The organism is Streptomyces turgidiscabies Car8 (assembly GCF_000331005.1).
Taxonomy (GTDB): domain Bacteria; phylum Actinomycetota; class Actinomycetes; order Streptomycetales; family Streptomycetaceae; genus Streptomyces; species Streptomyces turgidiscabies.
On the sequence record NZ_AEJB01000116.1, the window covers coordinates 1 to 15,858 of the forward strand.

Below are 15,858 nucleotides of genomic sequence, written 5' to 3' on the forward strand. Positions count from 1 at the left end.
CACCGGCTGAGCGGCAGGACGGCCCGGACGTACTTGCCCACCGGCACCAGGCCGGCGGTCACCTCGGTGGCGAGGGCGTGCACGATCTCCAGACCGTGTCGGCCGATCCGCTGCGGGTCCCGGGGGTAGCGGACGGGCAGCGCCGCGCTGCTGTCGTAGACCAGCACCGTCACCGAGGTGTCCGTGCCCTCCAGTTCGAGGACGTACGGGCCGTAGCTGTGCCGGTCAGCGTTGGTGACCAGCTCGCTCACCACCAGAAGCAGCTCACCGCCGGCGCGCTCGTCCGTCGGGGCAGACCATTCCTTCCTCAGCTCGTCGAGGAAGATCTCCGCGAAGGCGCGAGCCTCGGCGATGCAGCCCGGCTCACCGGTGAAGTGCGTCGCCCGTCGCAGCGGTTCGACGGGGACACCCAAACCACTCGGTATCACTGGTCCGCCCAGGTGTTCGATCATGTGGTGCTCTCTCGGTGCCCGGGTCCGGCCGGACCCGGTCGCACACTGCTCGTACCCCGAGTCGCGCACGACAGTCCCCCGGTCCCCCGGCCCCCGCCGAACCCCTCAGGACAACGGCGGGGTGAAGGCCGACTCGGCCGCCGTGTCGGAGTCGTCGTCGGGCGGGGACTGGGGCGATCCCAGCGCCGAGGACGGTGGCTGCACGGCCGGAGGCGCGGAGGAGGGCGGGCTCGATGTCGGCGGGCAGGGCTTGGCCGACGGGCTCGCGGTGCCCGGTGACGCGGGCGACGCCGGTGGGCTGGCCGAGCCGGTGGGCGGGGACACGCACGGCAGCGGGGACGGCGGCGGCACCAGACCGGGTGCCTCGGACGTCGGCTCCGAGGACGGTGCCGAGGGTTCCGAGGGGGTCGGTGAACTCACCGACGGGGTCGGCGGGCCGGTCGGAGGCCGGGTCGGCGGGTCGGTCTTCTGGTCGTGCCTGCCCGTGTCGCCGTGGTGGCGGTGGAACCAGTCGCCGCGGTCGGGATCGTAGACGACGAAGACGTTGATCACCGTGGTGGCAGGCGCCACGACGACCACGTTCGAGGAGCGGTACGCCGGCCAGGTGTCACCCCTCGGCCGGGGGACGCTCTGCTGTCGTACCGGGTCGGTGAGCGGGTTGCCGCAGGCGCAGCGCACGCGCGGCCTGCCGCGGTCGTCGACGAGGACGGCGGTGCCGGTCTGGAGGACCGCCTGGTAGTTCGTGGCGGCGGCGTCCCGGTAGCCGTGGTTGGTGACGCGGGTGTCCATGCGCAGCTGTACGGGGGTGAGCGAGCGGAGGTACGCGGGGACCCCGTCGGGCCGCAGGCCGAGGACGGAGGCGAACGCGCCGTTCTTCGCGGGGGCCGCGCCGAGTGCCCGGATCTGCTTCTCCACGTCGCAGCTGGCGACCTTGCGGGTGCCGCCGTACAGACCGGCCGCGTCGCCGTCCACGCGCCGGACGACGTTCGTGGTGACCGTTTCCGGGGCCGTGGCGGTGGGGGGCGTGACCGGCGGGGCGGAGCTGTCCGTGGCCGTGGACTCGGTGAAGGGGTCGGGGCCCGACTTGTCCGCGGCCTGGAGGAAGACCTCGCCGCCCGCCGCCTGGTCGGAGGTGCCGTCGGAGCGGGTGAGGACGACGATCAGGACCACGGCGGCCACGACCGCGGTGACGAGTACCGCGACGCGGGGCACCGACCTCCACCAGGGCGGGTGCGGCTCGGGCCCCGGCCCGGTTCCTCCGCCCGCGCCTCCGTCCCCGCCGTCCGACCCGCCTCCGCGGTCCGTGGGTGGCCGGGTCGGGGGCCCCGCTGGTGGCTGGGAGGGGCCGGACAGGGGTCCGGAGGGTGGTCCTGTGGGGCGGCCGGAGGACGGCTGTTCGACGCTCACGGGCTCTTCTTCCGACGTGGGCTCCTGCGGCACTCGTGTTGCTTTCAGCCGCTTTCTTCCACAATGTGCTCATTGTGTACTCCGGCCCTGCCCCCTCCGCAAGCGGACGCCCCCGTTCCTCCCGACAGGCGCACCACCCGAGTGCTGCTTAGCGTGGCAGGGTGAGCACCCGAACCCCCACTCCCGTGCCGACGCTCGCCGGAGAGCGGACCGTCTCCCGGCACGGCTGGGTACAGGCCCTGGCCGCGGTGCTGACCGCACTGGCCTCCATGGTGCTGGTCGCCGGGCTGGGACTGTGGGCGGCCGGCGCGGGCGATCTGCCGGACGGCGCGTTCCCCCGGGTCGTCGCGGCCACGGTCGTCACGGCGGTCGGCGGCAGCGTCGGCCTCACGGGCGACGCGGGAGACCTCGCCGAGACGGCGGGCGGGCTGACCGTGATGCCCCTGTCGGTGACGCTGGTCGGGGCGCTCGTCATAGGCGCGGGATTCCTGCGCCCCCTGCGGCACCGGGCTGTCGCCGGCGCCCGCGAGCTGGCCGGCTGGGCGGCGCGCGTCGCCGTCCTGTGGCTGCTGGGGCTGACCGGTCTGGCGTTCGCGGCCCGCCAGACCTTCGCGGTCTCGCTGGGCGACGGAACGCTCGGCGACGTCGGCGACCTCCTCGGCGCCTCTCCGCGGATCGGCTTCACCACGGACGTACCACCGACGCTCCTCGCCGGTCTGCTGTGGCTGGCGGCCGTCCTGGCGCTCGCCCTGCTGGTCTCGCGCGCGGCCCCGCTGCCCGCGCGGCTGCTGCGCTTCCAGGAGTCGGTACGTCCGGCCGCGTACGCCATGGTCGTGCTGCTGCTCGTCTTCGTGGCCCTCGGGATCGTGATCGGGCTCGTCGTGGCGGTGACGCGTGGGCAGCCCGCGCAGTCGCTCGCGCTCGTACTGCTGGGCATGCCGAACCTGACCTGGCTCGCCCTCACCACAGGCCTGGGCGCCACCTGGGAGGGGCGCGTCGAGGGCCCCTTCGGGCTGCCGATGCCGCATGTCCTCGACGAGGTGCTGCGCACCCCGGACACCGCCACGCTCAACCTGAGCACCCTCTCCGGCTACGACGGCAAGGTGTGGTGGCTGCTGGTCGTCGACGCCGTGCTGCTGTTGGCCGCCGCGTTCCTGATGGCGGCGCGTTCACCGGCCAGGATGCGGGCCTGGCAGCATGCCGTGCACATGGCGGTCGCGCTGGCGCTGACAGTCCTGATGATCTGCCTGCTCGGCCGGGTCTCCGCCCACTACGGTCTGTCCGTACTCGGCATCGGAGACCTCGGCGGCAACCTCTCCGGCAGCCTGTTCCTGCGCCCGCGACTGTGGGGTGCGCTCGGCCTGGCGCTGCTGTGGGGGCTGGTCACCGGATTCCTGGGCGCGCTGCTGGCCCGGCGGGTGCACCGGCGGGGCGAGGTCGGAAGACGCTAGGCGGGGTTGCGGACGCCGTGACAGCGTGATCCCCATGGCATTCACTGTCGAAGACCGGCTGACCGTAACGGAGTTGATCGCGCTGCACGGTCACCTCGTCGACGAAGGACACCTCGACCGAACGGCGGAGGTGTTCACGGCGGACGTGGCGTACGACCTCTCCGACTTCGGTCAGGGCCTCGTCACCGGTCTCGCCGCACTCAATGACGCGTCGCTCGCGCTCGGCCCGGCGAACCCCGTCGCCCACCACGTCACGAACGTGATCGTCACCGAGGAGTCCGACGGCCGGGTCCGCGCTCGTTCCAAGGGGCTGGCCGTCATGGCGGACGGCACCTGCGGCTCGGTGACGTACGACGACACCGTGGTGCGGACCGTCGGGGGCTGGCGCATCTCCTGCCGCAAGGTGTCCGCGCGGCGCGTGCCGTTGGGGGGCCTGGGGCGGGGCTGACGCCCGCTGGGGTCGTCCCGGACCCGCTCAGCCCGAGCGGCGGTGGGCGTGCCGGGTGAACACCGGTCGGGCCCAGGCAGGTGGCCTGGGTGGGCGTTCCTCGCCCGTCGGGGGTAGCCGGACCACCTGGGTGGGCGGGTGGTCCGTGTGCACGGCCCCCGTCGAGGCGGCGCGGAGTGCGGCGACGAAGTCGAGGCACGAGTCGTAGCGGTCGTCGGGGCTCTTCGCGAGGGCCTTGGCGAACACCGGGTCGACGGCTGCGGGGAGTTCGGGGCACTGTTCGGTCAGCGGGGGCGGCTCGTCGTACTGGTGAGCCCACAGCAGGGCCATGTCGTCGTCGCGTCGGAAGGGCGGGTGGCCTGCCAGGATCTCGTGGACGACGCACGCGAAGCCGTAGACGTCGCAGCGTCCGTCGACCGGGCGCCCCGAGATCTGCTCGGGGGACACGTAGTCGAGGGTGCCGACGAACTGGCCGACGGTCGTGAATCCGGTGAGTGACAGCGACTTCTTGGTCAGGCCGAAGTCGGTGAGGTAGACGTGCTCGGGGTGGTCGCTGTCGGTGCCCCGGGCGACCAGGATGTTGCCGGGCTTGACGTCCCGGTGGACCAGACCGTGGTCATGGGCGGCGTCGAGCGCGGACGCCACCTGGGCGGCGATACGGGTGGCGGCGGCGAGCGGCAACGGGCCCTCGCGGTCGAGGAGATGACGCAGGTCGCTGCCTTCGACGTACCGCATCGCGATGTAGAGGATGCCGTCCGTCTCGTCGGCCTCGAAGACCGGGACGATATGGGGATGGTCGATCGCGGCGGCCACCCGGGACTCGTGCGTGAAGCGCTTGCGGAAGGTGTCGTTGCGGGCCAGTTCCGGGGCGAGGAGTTTCAGCGCGACGGTCCGGTCGAGCCGCAGGTCCCTGGCCCGGTAGACGACGGCCATGCCGCCGCGGCCGATCTCCGCCTCGACGCGGTAGCCGGCGATCTGCCGGCCGAGCAGGTCGGAGTCGCGTCCCGCGTGCGACCGCGTGTCGTGGTCCGGGTCGCGCCCCATCAGCCGCCTCCGCCGGCGCCGCCGGTACCGTCGTCCCTGACGACCTGGGTGGGCGCGTGGCCCGGGTCGGGCACCACCTGGGTCGGCTCCCGGGCAGGGGTGGCGGGTTCCCGGTCGGCGGCGTACGTGGTCAGCCGGGCGCCGTCGGTGTACACCCAGCGCTCGTGCTCGGCGTCGTACAGCCACACGGACTCTCCGTCGACGACGATCCCGATCCGCTGCCCGCGCGTACGCCCCCGGAAGGACTCCCGGTCGAGCGCTCCCCCGGTCAGCTCTTCCACGGCGCCGCGATACCGGGCCAGCGCCTGTTCGGCGCGGGCCAGCAGGGGGCGTGGGTCGGCCGTGCGGGCGAGCGGGGCGCCGGCGGCGGGCGGGTCCTGCGGTACGGCGACCAGGAGCCGTCCGTCGACCCAGGCGGACCAGCCGTTCGCGCACCGGACGTGCCCCCAGTCACCGCGCCGTTCGACCAGTTCGACCGGCAGCAGAGCGTCGAGTGCCACGGTGGGCCGGGCCGGGTCGGGCTCCTCCCAGGCGGCCAGGCCCTCCCGCGGCACGACGTGCGTGGGCCGGAACCCCGAGATCTGGTATCCGGGGGACGTCATCTCACCCACCCCCTCTACTTCCGCATGACGGCCGGTTCGTGCCGCCGCAGCAGCCGCAGGACCAGGTACCCGAAGACCACCGACAGCACGAGCAGCATCCCGGCGTTGATCAGCCAGACTCCGGCCGAGTGTTCGAACAGCGGATCACCGGTCAGTTCGCCGGGGACGATCCGTGACAGGCCGATCGTGCCCGCCATCGCGCCGAGCGCCCACCGTGAGGGCACCAGCCAGGCGAGCTGTTCGATGCCGGGGACGCCGTCGAGTTTCAGCAGGGCCCCGCAGAACACCACCTGGACGATGGCCAGCAGCACGAGCAGCGGCATCGTCACCTCTTCCTTGCGGACGAGCGCCGAGACGAGGAGGCCGAGCATCATCGCCGTGAAGGAGAGCAGCGCGACGGCGACCGTGATCTCCACCAGGGGTGGCATCAAGACGCCTTCGCCGCCGGGCGCGTTGAGGTCCACGCCGAACAGGGCGACGAGGGTCAGCACGACGGCCTGGGCGACGGTGATCGTCCCCAGGACCACGACCTTCGACATCAGGTACGCCGACCGGGACAGGCCGACGGCCCGCTCACGCTGGTAGATCACGCGTTCCTTGACCAGCTCGCGCACCGCGTTGGCCGCCCCGGTGAGGACGCCGCCGACGCACAGGATGAGCAGCGCGTTCATCGCCGTCTCCTGGGTCAGCTTGCTGCCGGCCAGTGCCCTGGCCATCGCGCCCATCACGAACGGCAGCGCGATCATGATGGCGAGGAAGGTGCGGTCGGCGCTCAGCGCGGCCGTGTAGCGGCGGACCAGGGTGCTCAGCTGGGCGCCCCAGCTCTGCGGCTTGGGCGGGGGCGGGGCGGCGTCGACCGGGCCCGACCTCGGCAGCCGGGGCTGCGCGGTCGAGTCGGCGATGTACTGCCGGTGCATGGGCGAGGTGCGGTAGTCCCCCGCCCAGTCCCTTTCCCGGTCGCGCTCGAAGGCCTCGAACGCCTCCGGCCACTGCTCGTACCCGAAGAAGGCGAGGGTGTCCTCGGGCGGCCCGTAGTAGGCGACCTTGCCGCCCGGTGCGAGCACGAGCAGCCGGTCGCAGACGTCGAGGCTGAGCACGCTGTGGGTGACGACGATGACGGTACGGCCGTCGTCGGCGAGGCCGCGCAGCATGTGCATCACCGAGCGGTCCATCCCCGGGTCGAGACCCGAGGTCGGCTCGTCGAGGAAGAGCAGCGACGGCTTGGTGAGCAGTTCCAGGGCCACGCTGACGCGCTTGCGCTGTCCGCCGGAGAGGCTGTGCACGGGCTGGCGGACGCGCTGTTCCAGGCCGAGTTCGCGCACCACCTCGTCGACACGGGCCCGTCGCTCCGCCTTCGCGGTGTCCTGCGGGAAGCGCAGCTCGGCGGCGTAGGTGAGGGCTCCGCGTACGGTCAGCTGGGCGTGCAGGATGTCGTCCTGCGGCACCAGTCCGATGCGCTGGCGCAGTTCGGCGTAGTCGCGGTAGAGGTCGCGCCCGTCGTACAGGACCGTGCCGCGGTCGGCGGGGCGCTGGCCGGTCAGGGCGTTGAGGAGGGTGGACTTGCCGGCGCCGCTGGGGCCGACGACCGCGAGCAGGCATTTCTCCCCCACCGGGAAGGACACGTCCTCCAGGAGCGTCTTGCGGCCGTGGTCGACGGCGACGGTGAGGTTCTGGACGTCGAGGGAGACCTCGCCGGTGTCGACGTACTCCTGGAGCTGGTCGCCGACCAGACAGAACGCGGAGTGGCCGACGCCGACGATGTCACCGGGCATGACGGTCGCGCGGGCGACGGGCCCGCCGTTGAGGAACGTGCCGTTGTGGCTGCCCAGGTCGACGATCTCGTACGTCCCGTCCGGGCGGGCCCGCAGTTCGGCGTGCCGGCGGGAGACGAGGAGGTCGTCGACGATCAGGTCGTTGTCGTCGGCGCGGCCGATGCGGACGGTACGGGCGGGCAGGGGCCGGACGGTGGTGGGCTGCCGGAAGGTCCCGGTCAGGGAGGGCATCGACACGCCGGCGACGGCCGAGGGGCGTTCGGAGACCGGCGGGGGCGGACTGACGAGGACGGCCCGTGGCCCGTCGGCGAGGCTGCCGAAGCACAGCACGCTGCCGGGGCCGACGTCCCTCTCGTGGACGCGCAGTCCGTCGGCGTACGTACCGTTCGTACTGTTCTCGTCCTCGACCGTCCAGTGGCCGTCCTCGGGCCGCAGCACCGCGTGGTGCCACGAGACCCGGGCGTCGTCGATGACGATCTCGCTGAGTGGGTCGCGCCCGACGTGATAGGCGTGGCCCGGACTCATCACCGTGGAGCCCGTCTCCGTCTGCAGGACGAGTTCGGGCGCGGTCGGCGCGACCGAGCGGTCTACCATGCCCAGAATTCTAGCGATTCGTCCGTATACACGCCTGGCCAGCCCGGAGCGGTGCGGGGGCCCGGCCGGTCAGGCGACCGGTACGACCAGTCCCGGGTTGGTCCGCTGCATGCGCAGCGCGTCGACGGACTCGGCGAGCAGTTCGTACTCGGTGGTCTCGTCGTACGTGGCGATCCGTACGAGCCTGCCGGCCGCCAACTCGTCGGCGACCCGCTCCTGTTGGTACGGGTCCATCGCCCAGGCGCGCATCAGGCCGGGCACGTCGGGCACGGTGACGGCGACCGGGACGAGCGAGTTCGGGGGGAAGTACGGTTCGTCGGGCTGCGGATCGAGCCGTTCGGCGATCCAGCACGCCCGGTCCCGTAACCACCACAGAGCCAGCGCCAGAGTCGGCGCGCGGTAGGTGCCCAGCGGTACGCCGATACGCCGGCCCGCACAGACGCCGTACGCCGTGACATGACAAAGAAACTCGTCGTGCACGATCATTCCCCCGATCGCCTACCGGCCTTGCCTCGCTTTCTCCGCGGCTCTCTCGCTGTACCGCGTTGGTGCTGGTCACTCGATGGTCCACTTGGTGCAGTGTTCTACCAGTTGAGTATCTTCACTATTGACACTCTGTCACCACGCCTTTCCAGCCAGTTTCCAGGCATTCTCCTGGCATATTCCTGACAGGTATGGACCGGAATCCGACGGGACGGCCTCCTCCCCCGCCGACAGATCCCCGAAAATTCCGGAGGATCATGGGATTCGCGATGAGTTTTCCGCTTCCCAGTGGTCTCTTCAGCGAAGACCACCGGAAATGGAGGGCCCCATGGCCACCAGCGAAAAAGTCGACAGGCTCGACGAGGAATTCACAGCCGTACTGCGCAAAAGCCCGGCACCAGGCGGCTGGACCTACCTGGTCTGGCCGGAATCCGTCACGTACTTCGGTACCCGCGGCCTGGTCAAGGTCGGCGGGACGATCGACGGACACCCTTTCCGCAGCTCGTTCATGGCGCTGGGCGACGGCACCCACAAACTCCCCGTGAAGTCCGAGATCCGGAAAGCCATCGGAAAGGAAGAGGGTGCCACCGTGACAGTACGGCTGTCCGAGCGGTTCCGTTCATAACGGAACACCAGAAGGCCCGAACAGAGATCAGGCCTTGATGACCGCGTCGATCCGGGCCAGTTCCTCGTCGGAGAACTCCAGGTTGCCGATGGCCGCCACGCTGTCCTCGAGCTGCTGTGGGCTGCTCGCGCCCACCAGCGCGGAGGTGACCCGGCCGCCGCGCAGGACCCAGGCCAGGGCGAGCTGGGCCAGGCTCTGGCCGCGGGACTTGGCGATGCCGTCGAGGGTGCGCAGCTGCTGTACGAGGTCCTCGGTGATCTTGTCGGAGTTCAGGAAGGGGCTGTCGCTCGCCGCCCGCGAGTCCGCCGGGATGCCGTTGAGGTAGCGGCCGGTGAGCACGCCCTGCTCCAGCGGGGAGAAGACGATGGAGCCGACCTGGAGCTCGTCCAGCGCGTCCAGCAGACCCTCGTCCTCCGGGCGGCGGTCGAGCATCGAGTACCGGGGCTGGTGGATCAGGAGCGGGGTGCCCAGCTCGGCGAGGATGCGGGCGGCCTCCCGGGTCTGCTCCGCGGAGTAGTTGGAGATGCCGACGTAGAGCGCCTTGCCCTGCTGGACGGCCGTGTGCAGGGCGCCCATCGTCTCCTCCAGCGGAGTCTCCGGGTCGGGGCGGTGCGAGTAGAAGATGTCGACGTAGTCCAGGCCCATCCGGGTCAGGCTCTGGTCGAGGGAGGAGAGCAGGTACTTGCGCGAGCCCCATTCGCCGTACGGGCCCGGCCACATGAGGTAGCCCGCCTTGGTGGAGATCACCAGCTCGTCTCGGTACGGGGCGAAGTCGGCCTTGAGCGCCTCGCCGAGCGCGGACTCGGCGGCGCCGGGGGGCGGGCCGTAGTTGTTGGCCAGGTCGAAGTGGGTGACGCCGAGGTCGAAGGCGCGGCGCAGGATGGCCCGCTGGGTGTCGACCGGGCGGTCCGGGCCGAAGTTGTGCCACAGGCCGAGCGACAGCGCGGGGAGCTTCAGGCCGCTGCGTCCGGTGCGCCGGTAGGGCATGTCCGCGTAACGGTCGGTGTGTGCGGTGTACAACGCGACTCCAGAAGGGTTGGCACAGGTGAGGTGATCTTTACCGGTCCCACTCTTCCCCGCGGACGGGCAGTGGTCCAACAGGAGAATCCGATGGTATTCAGCGGCTACGCTTCTCAATCATGGAACTACGCCATCTCCAGCACTTCGTCGCGGTCGCGGAGGACCAGCACTTCACCCGGGCCGCCGAACGGCTGATGGTGTCGCAGTCGGGCCTGTCGGCCTCGATCCGCGCGCTGGAGCGGGAACTGCAGACTCCGCTGTTCGTGCGTACCACCCGCCGCGTGACGCTCACTCCGGCGGGGCGTGCGCTGCTCGGCGAGGCCGAGCGGATCCTCGCGCAGGTGCGGTCGGCCCACGAGGCGGTGGCCGCGGTGCAGGGGGTGCTGCGCGGGATGCTCGCGCTGGGCTCCGAGCAGTGCATCGCCGGGGTGCATGTGGCGGGGGTCCTCGCCGCGTTCCGGCGGCAGCACCCGGACGTCGAGATCTCGCTGCGGCAGGCGGGCGCGGGCGCGTTGGCGGAGGAGGTGGCCGCCGGGCGTCTGGACCTGGCCTTCGCGGTCCGTGGGACGCAGGAGGAGACCGACCAGTTGCGTGCCGTACCGCTGAGCAGCGAGTCGATGACCGTGCTGTGTCATCCGAGTCACCGGCTCGCGGTGGCCGGCGCGGCCGTGACCCCGGAGGACCTGGGCGGTGAGGTGTTCGTCGACTTCCACCCGGACTGGGGGCCGCGCCGCACCACCGACGCGGTCTTCGCCGAGGCGGGCGTGCGCCGGACGGTCGCCCTGGAGGTCAACGACGTGCACAGTCTCCTCGACCTCGTGGACGAGAACCTCGGCGTGGCCGTCGTACCCCGGCACTTCCGGCACAAGCGCGAGTCGCTGACGGCGCTCCCGGTCAAGGGCACCGGCGAGACCGTGTACGAGACGGTCGCCCTGTTGCCGCCCTCACCGGCGACCAGTCCCGCCGCGCGGGCGCTCATGGCCCTGCTGGAGAGCGGGCCGGAGACCAGGGGCGCGTGACGGACCGGAATGCGGGAGGGTGGACCCCATGCATGCAAAGGACATCCTCATCGACGGGTTCACCCGCATCCAGGAAGAGGTCCACGCCGCCGTCGAGGGCCTGGGCCCCGACGGGCTCAACCACCGCCCCGGCCCCGACGCCAACTCCGTCGCCTGGCTCGTGTGGCACCTCACCCGGGTTCAGGACGACCATGTGGCCGGCGCCTTCGGGCTCCACCAGGTGTGGCTGACCCAGGGCTGGGAGAAACGCTTCGGCCTCGGCCTGAAACCCCATGACATCGGGTACGGACACACCTCCGCTCAGGTCGCCGGGGTGCGGGTCGACTCCCCCGGACTGCTGACCGGCTACCACGACGCCGTGCACGCCCAGAGCCTGGAAGCGCTGCGCGCCCTGACCGCCGGGGACCTGGAGCGCGTCGTCGACGAGCGCTGGGACCCGCCGGTCACCCTCGGCGTGCGGCTGGTCAGTGTCCTGGCCGACGATCTTCAGCATGTCGGCCAGGCCGCCTATCTGCGGGGACTGCTTCAGAGCGCCGAGGCGTAGCCCGGCAGGACGACATCCTGGATGAGGGCGCCCCGCTCGTCGAAGGGGATGAACGCGCTCTTGACGGCGTTCACGGTCACCGTGCGCAGGTCCTCGACCGTCCAGTCGGCCTCCTCGACCAGCAGGGACATCTCGCGGGTCATCGTCGTACCGGACACCAGACGGTTGTCGGTGTTGAGAGTGACGCGGAAGCCCAGGTCGCGCAGGGCGGTGATGGGGTGCTCGGCGATCGACGTGGCCGCGCCCGTCTGGAGGTTGGAGGTCGGGCACATCTCCAGGGCGATCCGACGGTCGCGCACCCAGCCCGCGAGGTGGCCGAGCTTGCCGTCCACGATGTCCTCGGTGATGCGGACGCCGTGGCCGATGCGCTGGGCGCCGCAGACCTGGAGGGCCTGGTGGATGCTGGGCAGACCGTGGGCCTCGCCGGCGTGGATGGTGAACGGCACGCTCTCGCTGCGCAGGTGTTCGAAGGCGGCGAGGTGGTCGGCGGGCGGGAAGCCGTCCTCGGCGCCCGCGATGTCGAAGCCGACGACACCGGCGTCCCGGAAGGCGACGGCCAGGTCGGCGGCCTCACGGACCCGGTCGAACATGCGCATCCCGCACAGCAGCGTCCCGACCCGGACCGGGGTGCCCGCGGCGGCTGCCTTCGCCATGCCGGCCGCCAGGCCCTCCTGGACGGTCTCGACGACCTCGGGGAGGGTCAGGCCGCCGTTCACGTTCAGTTCGGGGGCGTAGCGCACCTCGGCGTAGACGACGCCGTCCTCGGCGAGGTCGAGGACGTACTCCTCGGCGGTGCGCAGCAGTCCCTCGCGGGTCTGCATCACGGCGAGGGTGTGCTCGAAGGTGGCTATGTAGCGCACCAGGTCACCGGAGTTGGCGGCCTCGTAGTACCAGGCGGCCAGCTCGTCCGGGTCGGTGGTGGGCAGGGTGTGGCCGATATCGGCGGCGAGCTCGACCAGGGTGGCGGGGCGCAGGCCGCCGTCGAGGTGGTCGTGCAGCACGGCCTTGGGGAGACGGCGAATGGTGGCGGTGTCGACGGGGGACGCGGTCATGTGCGGTGGTTCCTCGGCAGGTGGTGGTGCGGTCAGTGGGTGGCGTAGGGGGCAGGTCAGTCGGTGGCGGGCTGGAGGAGGTCCCAGCGGTTGCCGTAGAGGTCCTGGAAGACGGCCACCGAGCCGTAGGGCTCATGGCGCGGCTCCTCCAGGAAGGTCACGCCGGCGGCACTCATCCGGGCGTGGTCGCGGGCGAAGTCGTCGGTGTGCAGGAAGAAGCCCACCCGTCCCCCGGTCTGGTCCCCGATCCGGGCCCGCTGGTCCTCGTCCTTGGCACGGGCGAGCACCAGGCCGGTGCCTGTGTCCGAGGTGCCCGGCTCGACGACGACCCAGCGGGAGCCGTCGGGGCGCGGGCTGTCCTCGACGAGCCGGAAGCCGAGCGCGTCGGTGTAGAAGCGGATCGCCTCGTCGTAGTCGCCGACGACGAGGGTGACCAGGGCGATGTGTCTCACGGGCTCTCCTCGGCCTCTCGGGGCGGTGGTGCGGTGGGCTGTTCGGCCGACGCCGGTCGACGTGCGGTTGACGGGTGAGGTTATACGTAACACCCAGGGTGTGTCACCTCCGTGTCCTCGGGTGTGATCTCCTGCGCCCTCACGGTCCCGGGAACGATCGCCGGGGCGAGATCGTCGAGCAGGTGTGAACCGTGAGCACGCCGTCGCAAGGGCCGGCCTCCCCGCGCTGGGGAGCCTGGTCGCTTTCGTGCTGCTGGCGCTGCTCGCTGTCACGATCATGATGCGGGGCGGCGGCACCCTCTTCGGCGACCGGGAGCTGCTGGACTGGTCGCTCGCCCACCGTCCGGACGCGGCGGTCACCCTCGCCCGGCTGCTGACCCACACCGGCACGGGCTTCGTTCCGTACGCCCTGGTCGCCCTCGCCGGTTATCTGATCGGCCGGACCCCACGGCAGCGGATCCAGGCGACCGCCGCCTGTCTCGCCTGTCTGGTCGCCGCCCAGGCGGTGCGGTTCTCGCTGATGGCGCTGCTGTCCCGTCCCCGGCCCGCGACGGCGCACTGGGCGACGGACGCCGGCCACTGGTCGTTCCCCTCGGGCCACACGACCACGTCGGCCGTCACCGCCGCGCTGCTCGTCCTGGCCGTGTGGACCCGGGCCCCGCGCGGCCGGCACCTGATCGCCGCCGCGGTCGCCTGCTGGGGCCTGCTGATCGGGCTGACCAGGATCTATCTGGGCGTCCACTGGTTCTCGGACGTCGTCGGCGGCTGGCTGTTCGCCGTGTGGTGGCTGGGCCTGACGGCATACGGGGTGACCCGCTTCGCACCGGCCGCGTGGGGGGAGCTGCTGCCGCGCGGCGGGAGAACGGCGCGGGCAGAGGTGTTGCCGCCCGGCACAGCGGGGCCGGGATCAGAGGCCGAAATCGCACGTGGCAAGGTGGGTGTCGCGCCAGAGTCCCACTGCCCCACGCCCCCACCGGGGACAGCCCTTCCAGGAGTTGAGTGCCATGTCCGAGCTGCCGAAGCCGACCGGATCGCCCTCCCATCAGAACGTGACGTTTCCCAGCGCTGACACCACAGCGCACGGCTATCTGGCACTGCCTCCGTCCGGCAGCGGGCCCGGCGTCATCGTCATCCAGGAGTGGTGGGGTCTGACGGACCACATCGCCGACGTCACCGACCGGCTCGCGCGGGAGGGCTTCGTCGCCCTCGCCCCCGACCTCTACGGCGGCAACGTGGCGCACGAGAGCGAGGAGGCGCTGCGCATGATGCAGGCCCTGCCGGTGCCGAAGGGCGTCGAGCTTCTCTCCGGCGCGGTCGACTACCTGCTGGCGCGGCCCGAGGTCACCTCGGCTACGGTCGGCTCGGTCGGTTTCTGCATGGGCGGCGGCTTCGTGCTCTACCAGGCCGCCGCCGACCCGCGCGTCAGCGCCGCCGTGCCGTTCTACGGCGTGATCCAGGGCGAGCTGCCCGACTTCTCCGGGCTGAAGGCCGAGGTCCTGGGCCATTACGGCGAACTCGACGCGAGCATCCCGGTGGAGAGCCTGGAGCCGCTGCGCGCTGCCATCAAGGAACAGTCCGGCATCACCCCGGACCTGCGCGTCTACCCGGCCAACCACGCCTTCTTCAACGACTCCCGCCCGGTGTACGACGCCGAGTCGGCGGCCTCGGCGTGGGAGAGCACGGTGCCGTTCCTGAAGGAGCAGGTGCGCTGACCGCTGGTGAGCCGGACACGGGTGAGTGACTGACGCGACGGCGAGCGGGCCCGGGGGTGATTCCCCGGGCCCGCCCTGACCGTTACGGCCGGTGTACGTCGGTTACGAGCGCGTGCGCCGGCCGAACCCGTACGTCGATTCCGGTGCCGTACGTCGGTGCCGTCCCCTACGTCGGTGCCGTCCCGTAGGTCAGCCGCTCGCGCCGGCGAGCCACGCCGTGGCGTTGAGGGCGAGGGGGGCGTTGGTGGCGCCGGTGTCGTTCCAGCCGTCGTAGAGGGTGTTGCCGGACTGGCCGGTGCCGTCGTCGATCGGGGAGCTGTCGCCCCAGAACGCGATCCGGCCGCTGCCGAAGGTGCTGGTCAGAAAGAAGGCGCCGGTGTTGCCCGAGTAGCCGGAGCGGTAGAGGAGCCCCTTCACGGCGGAGTTGTCGGCGGGCTTGAGAGTGGCCGTCGTACCGCTGGCGATGAGGCTCTTGGTGACCGTGCCGAAGGTGCCGTGCAGAACCGGGTTCGAGGCGGCGCTGATCGCGGCCGGATAGCCGGAGCTGATGCTCAGGGAGTCGATGGAGAAGCCGAACGGGTCGGTCGAGTCGACAGTGTTGTCGGTCATCAGGTCGTTGAGGATCTCGACGGCGTCCTCGCCGTCGTTGTTGCGGTCGGCGCCGGTGTGGTCGGAGATCATGAAGAGACCGCCACCGTTCTGGACGAACTTCATGATGGCGGTCTTCTCCGCCGTGGTGAACAGCGTGTTGGGCTCGGGGAGTACCAGCGTGTCGAACTTCGACAGGTCGGTCGCCGCGGAGCCGCCGTAGGCGAGGGCGGAGCCCGAGGGCAGTGTCTTGAGGCTGTAGTCGCCGGTCTGCTGAAGGGCGACGCCCCAGGAGGAGAGCGCGCCGGTCCAGTGGCTCTCGTCGGAGGGGGCCGAGTCCTCGGAGAGCGGGTCGGGCTGACTCTTGGAGATGATCCAGTCGGCGTTGCCGGCCGTCTCGGCGTGGGCGTTGTCGAACAGGATGCGGTGGGGGGTGGCAGCGGTCGCGGCTGTCGCGGTGGCGGTGGCCTGGACGGCGGCGCCGGTGGCGATCAGGCCGAGCACGGCCAGGGCCGAGGTGATTCTGTGCCGGGACCCGGTGATGGCGTACATCTGGCATTCCTCCATGGGTGGGGGGAGAGCTGGGGGAAGGC

16 protein-coding genes and 1 pseudogene are annotated in these 15,858 nt (G+C 71.4%); 7 read left to right on the top strand and 10 right to left on the bottom strand.

The window, feature by feature from the left end:
* Together STRTUCAR8_RS06800 and STRTUCAR8_RS06805 are read right to left on the bottom strand one after the other, a co-directional pair.
* Nucleotides 1-452: ATP-binding protein (locus STRTUCAR8_RS06800; RefSeq protein WP_044471771.1), on the bottom strand; the 452-nt coding region annotated here is incomplete at its 3' end.
* Nucleotides 453-557: 105 nt separating this feature from the next.
* Nucleotides 558-1,859 carry a DUF6777 domain-containing protein gene (locus STRTUCAR8_RS06805; protein WP_052350860.1) on the bottom strand — a complete coding sequence of 434 codons (1,302 nt, stop codon included), beginning with the start codon at nt 1,857-1,859 and terminating at the stop codon, nt 558-560.
* A gap of 161 nt (nt 1,860-2,020) precedes the next feature.
* On the opposite strand from STRTUCAR8_RS06805, the gene STRTUCAR8_RS06810 reads away from it, so the two are divergent.
* Nucleotides 2,021-3,310, top strand: a complete 1,290-nt coding sequence (locus STRTUCAR8_RS06810) for a streptophobe family protein (protein ID WP_006374788.1) — start codon at nt 2,021-2,023, stop codon at nt 3,308-3,310.
* Nucleotides 3,311-3,344: 34 nt separating this feature from the next.
* The gene (locus STRTUCAR8_RS06815; protein ID WP_044471765.1) at nt 3,345-3,758 is read left to right on the top strand and encodes a nuclear transport factor 2 family protein; all 414 of its coding nucleotides are present in this window, start codon (nt 3,345-3,347) and stop codon (nt 3,756-3,758) included.
* Nucleotides 3,759-3,785: 27 nt separating this feature from the next.
* Here the strand turns inward: STRTUCAR8_RS06815 and STRTUCAR8_RS06820 are convergent, their stop codons facing one another.
* The 4 genes from STRTUCAR8_RS06820 to STRTUCAR8_RS06835 form a co-directional block, all read right to left on the bottom strand.
* Entirely contained in the window at nt 3,786-4,802 is a 1,017-nt protein-coding gene (locus tag STRTUCAR8_RS06820; RefSeq protein ID WP_006374826.1) for a serine/threonine-protein kinase, read from the bottom strand.
* On the bottom strand, nt 4,802-5,404 hold the full coding sequence (locus STRTUCAR8_RS06825; RefSeq protein ID WP_044471772.1) for an SH3 domain-containing protein: 603 nt from the start codon (nt 5,402-5,404) through the stop codon (nt 4,802-4,804). The genes STRTUCAR8_RS06820 and STRTUCAR8_RS06825 overlap by 1 nt, the downstream gene beginning before the upstream one ends.
* A gap of 14 nt (nt 5,405-5,418) precedes the next feature.
* On the bottom strand, nt 5,419-7,770 hold the full coding sequence (locus tag STRTUCAR8_RS06830) for an ABC transporter ATP-binding protein/permease (RefSeq protein ID WP_006374828.1): 2,352 nt from the start codon (nt 7,768-7,770) through the stop codon (nt 5,419-5,421).
* Between the two features lie 69 nt (nt 7,771-7,839).
* A complete protein-coding gene (locus STRTUCAR8_RS06835; RefSeq protein WP_044471773.1) occupies nt 7,840-8,250 on the bottom strand; it encodes a hypothetical protein in 411 nt (136 codons plus the stop codon).
* 331 nt (nt 8,251-8,581) lie between these two features.
* Between STRTUCAR8_RS06835 and STRTUCAR8_RS06840 the strand changes: the two genes are divergently transcribed.
* Nucleotides 8,582-8,878, top strand: coding sequence for a DUF1905 domain-containing protein (locus STRTUCAR8_RS06840; protein WP_006374830.1), 297 nt, complete (start codon nt 8,582-8,584; stop codon nt 8,876-8,878).
* Between the two features lie 27 nt (nt 8,879-8,905).
* Here the strand turns inward: STRTUCAR8_RS06840 and mgrA are convergent, their stop codons facing one another.
* The gene (gene mgrA, locus STRTUCAR8_RS06845; protein ID WP_006374793.1) at nt 8,906-9,898 is read right to left on the bottom strand and encodes an L-glyceraldehyde 3-phosphate reductase; all 993 of its coding nucleotides are present in this window, start codon (nt 9,896-9,898) and stop codon (nt 8,906-8,908) included.
* Nucleotides 9,899-10,017: 119 nt separating this feature from the next.
* On the opposite strand from mgrA, the gene STRTUCAR8_RS06850 reads away from it, so the two are divergent.
* The gene (locus STRTUCAR8_RS06850; RefSeq protein WP_006374802.1) at nt 10,018-10,917 is read left to right on the top strand and encodes a LysR family transcriptional regulator; all 900 of its coding nucleotides are present in this window, start codon (nt 10,018-10,020) and stop codon (nt 10,915-10,917) included.
* Between the two features lie 28 nt (nt 10,918-10,945).
* The gene (locus tag STRTUCAR8_RS06855) at nt 10,946-11,461 is read left to right on the top strand and encodes a mycothiol transferase (RefSeq protein ID WP_006374798.1); all 516 of its coding nucleotides are present in this window, start codon (nt 10,946-10,948) and stop codon (nt 11,459-11,461) included.
* Here the strand turns inward: STRTUCAR8_RS06855 and STRTUCAR8_RS06860 are convergent.
* Together STRTUCAR8_RS06860 and STRTUCAR8_RS06865 are read right to left on the bottom strand one after the other, a co-directional pair.
* Nucleotides 11,443-12,513, bottom strand: coding sequence for an adenosine deaminase (locus STRTUCAR8_RS06860; RefSeq protein ID WP_006374794.1), 1,071 nt, complete (start codon nt 12,511-12,513; stop codon nt 11,443-11,445). The genes STRTUCAR8_RS06855 and STRTUCAR8_RS06860 overlap by 19 nt on opposite strands.
* A gap of 56 nt (nt 12,514-12,569) precedes the next feature.
* Entirely contained in the window at nt 12,570-12,965 is a 396-nt protein-coding gene (locus STRTUCAR8_RS06865) for a VOC family protein (protein ID WP_006374821.1), read from the bottom strand.
* Between the two features lie 184 nt (nt 12,966-13,149).
* On the opposite strand from STRTUCAR8_RS06865, the gene STRTUCAR8_RS06870 reads away from it, so the two are divergent.
* Together STRTUCAR8_RS06870 and STRTUCAR8_RS06875 are read left to right on the top strand one after the other, a co-directional pair.
* A complete protein-coding gene (locus STRTUCAR8_RS06870; protein WP_006374817.1) occupies nt 13,150-14,034 on the top strand; it encodes a phosphatase PAP2 family protein in 885 nt (294 codons plus the stop codon).
* Nucleotides 13,970-14,677: a dienelactone hydrolase family protein gene (locus STRTUCAR8_RS06875; protein WP_044471766.1), complete on the top strand. Its 708-nt coding sequence runs from the start codon at nt 13,970-13,972 to the stop codon at nt 14,675-14,677. Before STRTUCAR8_RS06870 ends, STRTUCAR8_RS06875 begins: the two co-directional genes overlap by 65 nt.
* Nucleotides 14,678-14,869: 192 nt before the next feature.
* Here the strand turns inward: STRTUCAR8_RS06875 and STRTUCAR8_RS06880 are convergent.
* Nucleotides 14,870-15,817, bottom strand: a pseudogene (locus tag STRTUCAR8_RS06880) (hydrolase); the annotation flags it as partial.
* Nucleotides 15,818-15,858: the final 41 nt, after the last annotated feature.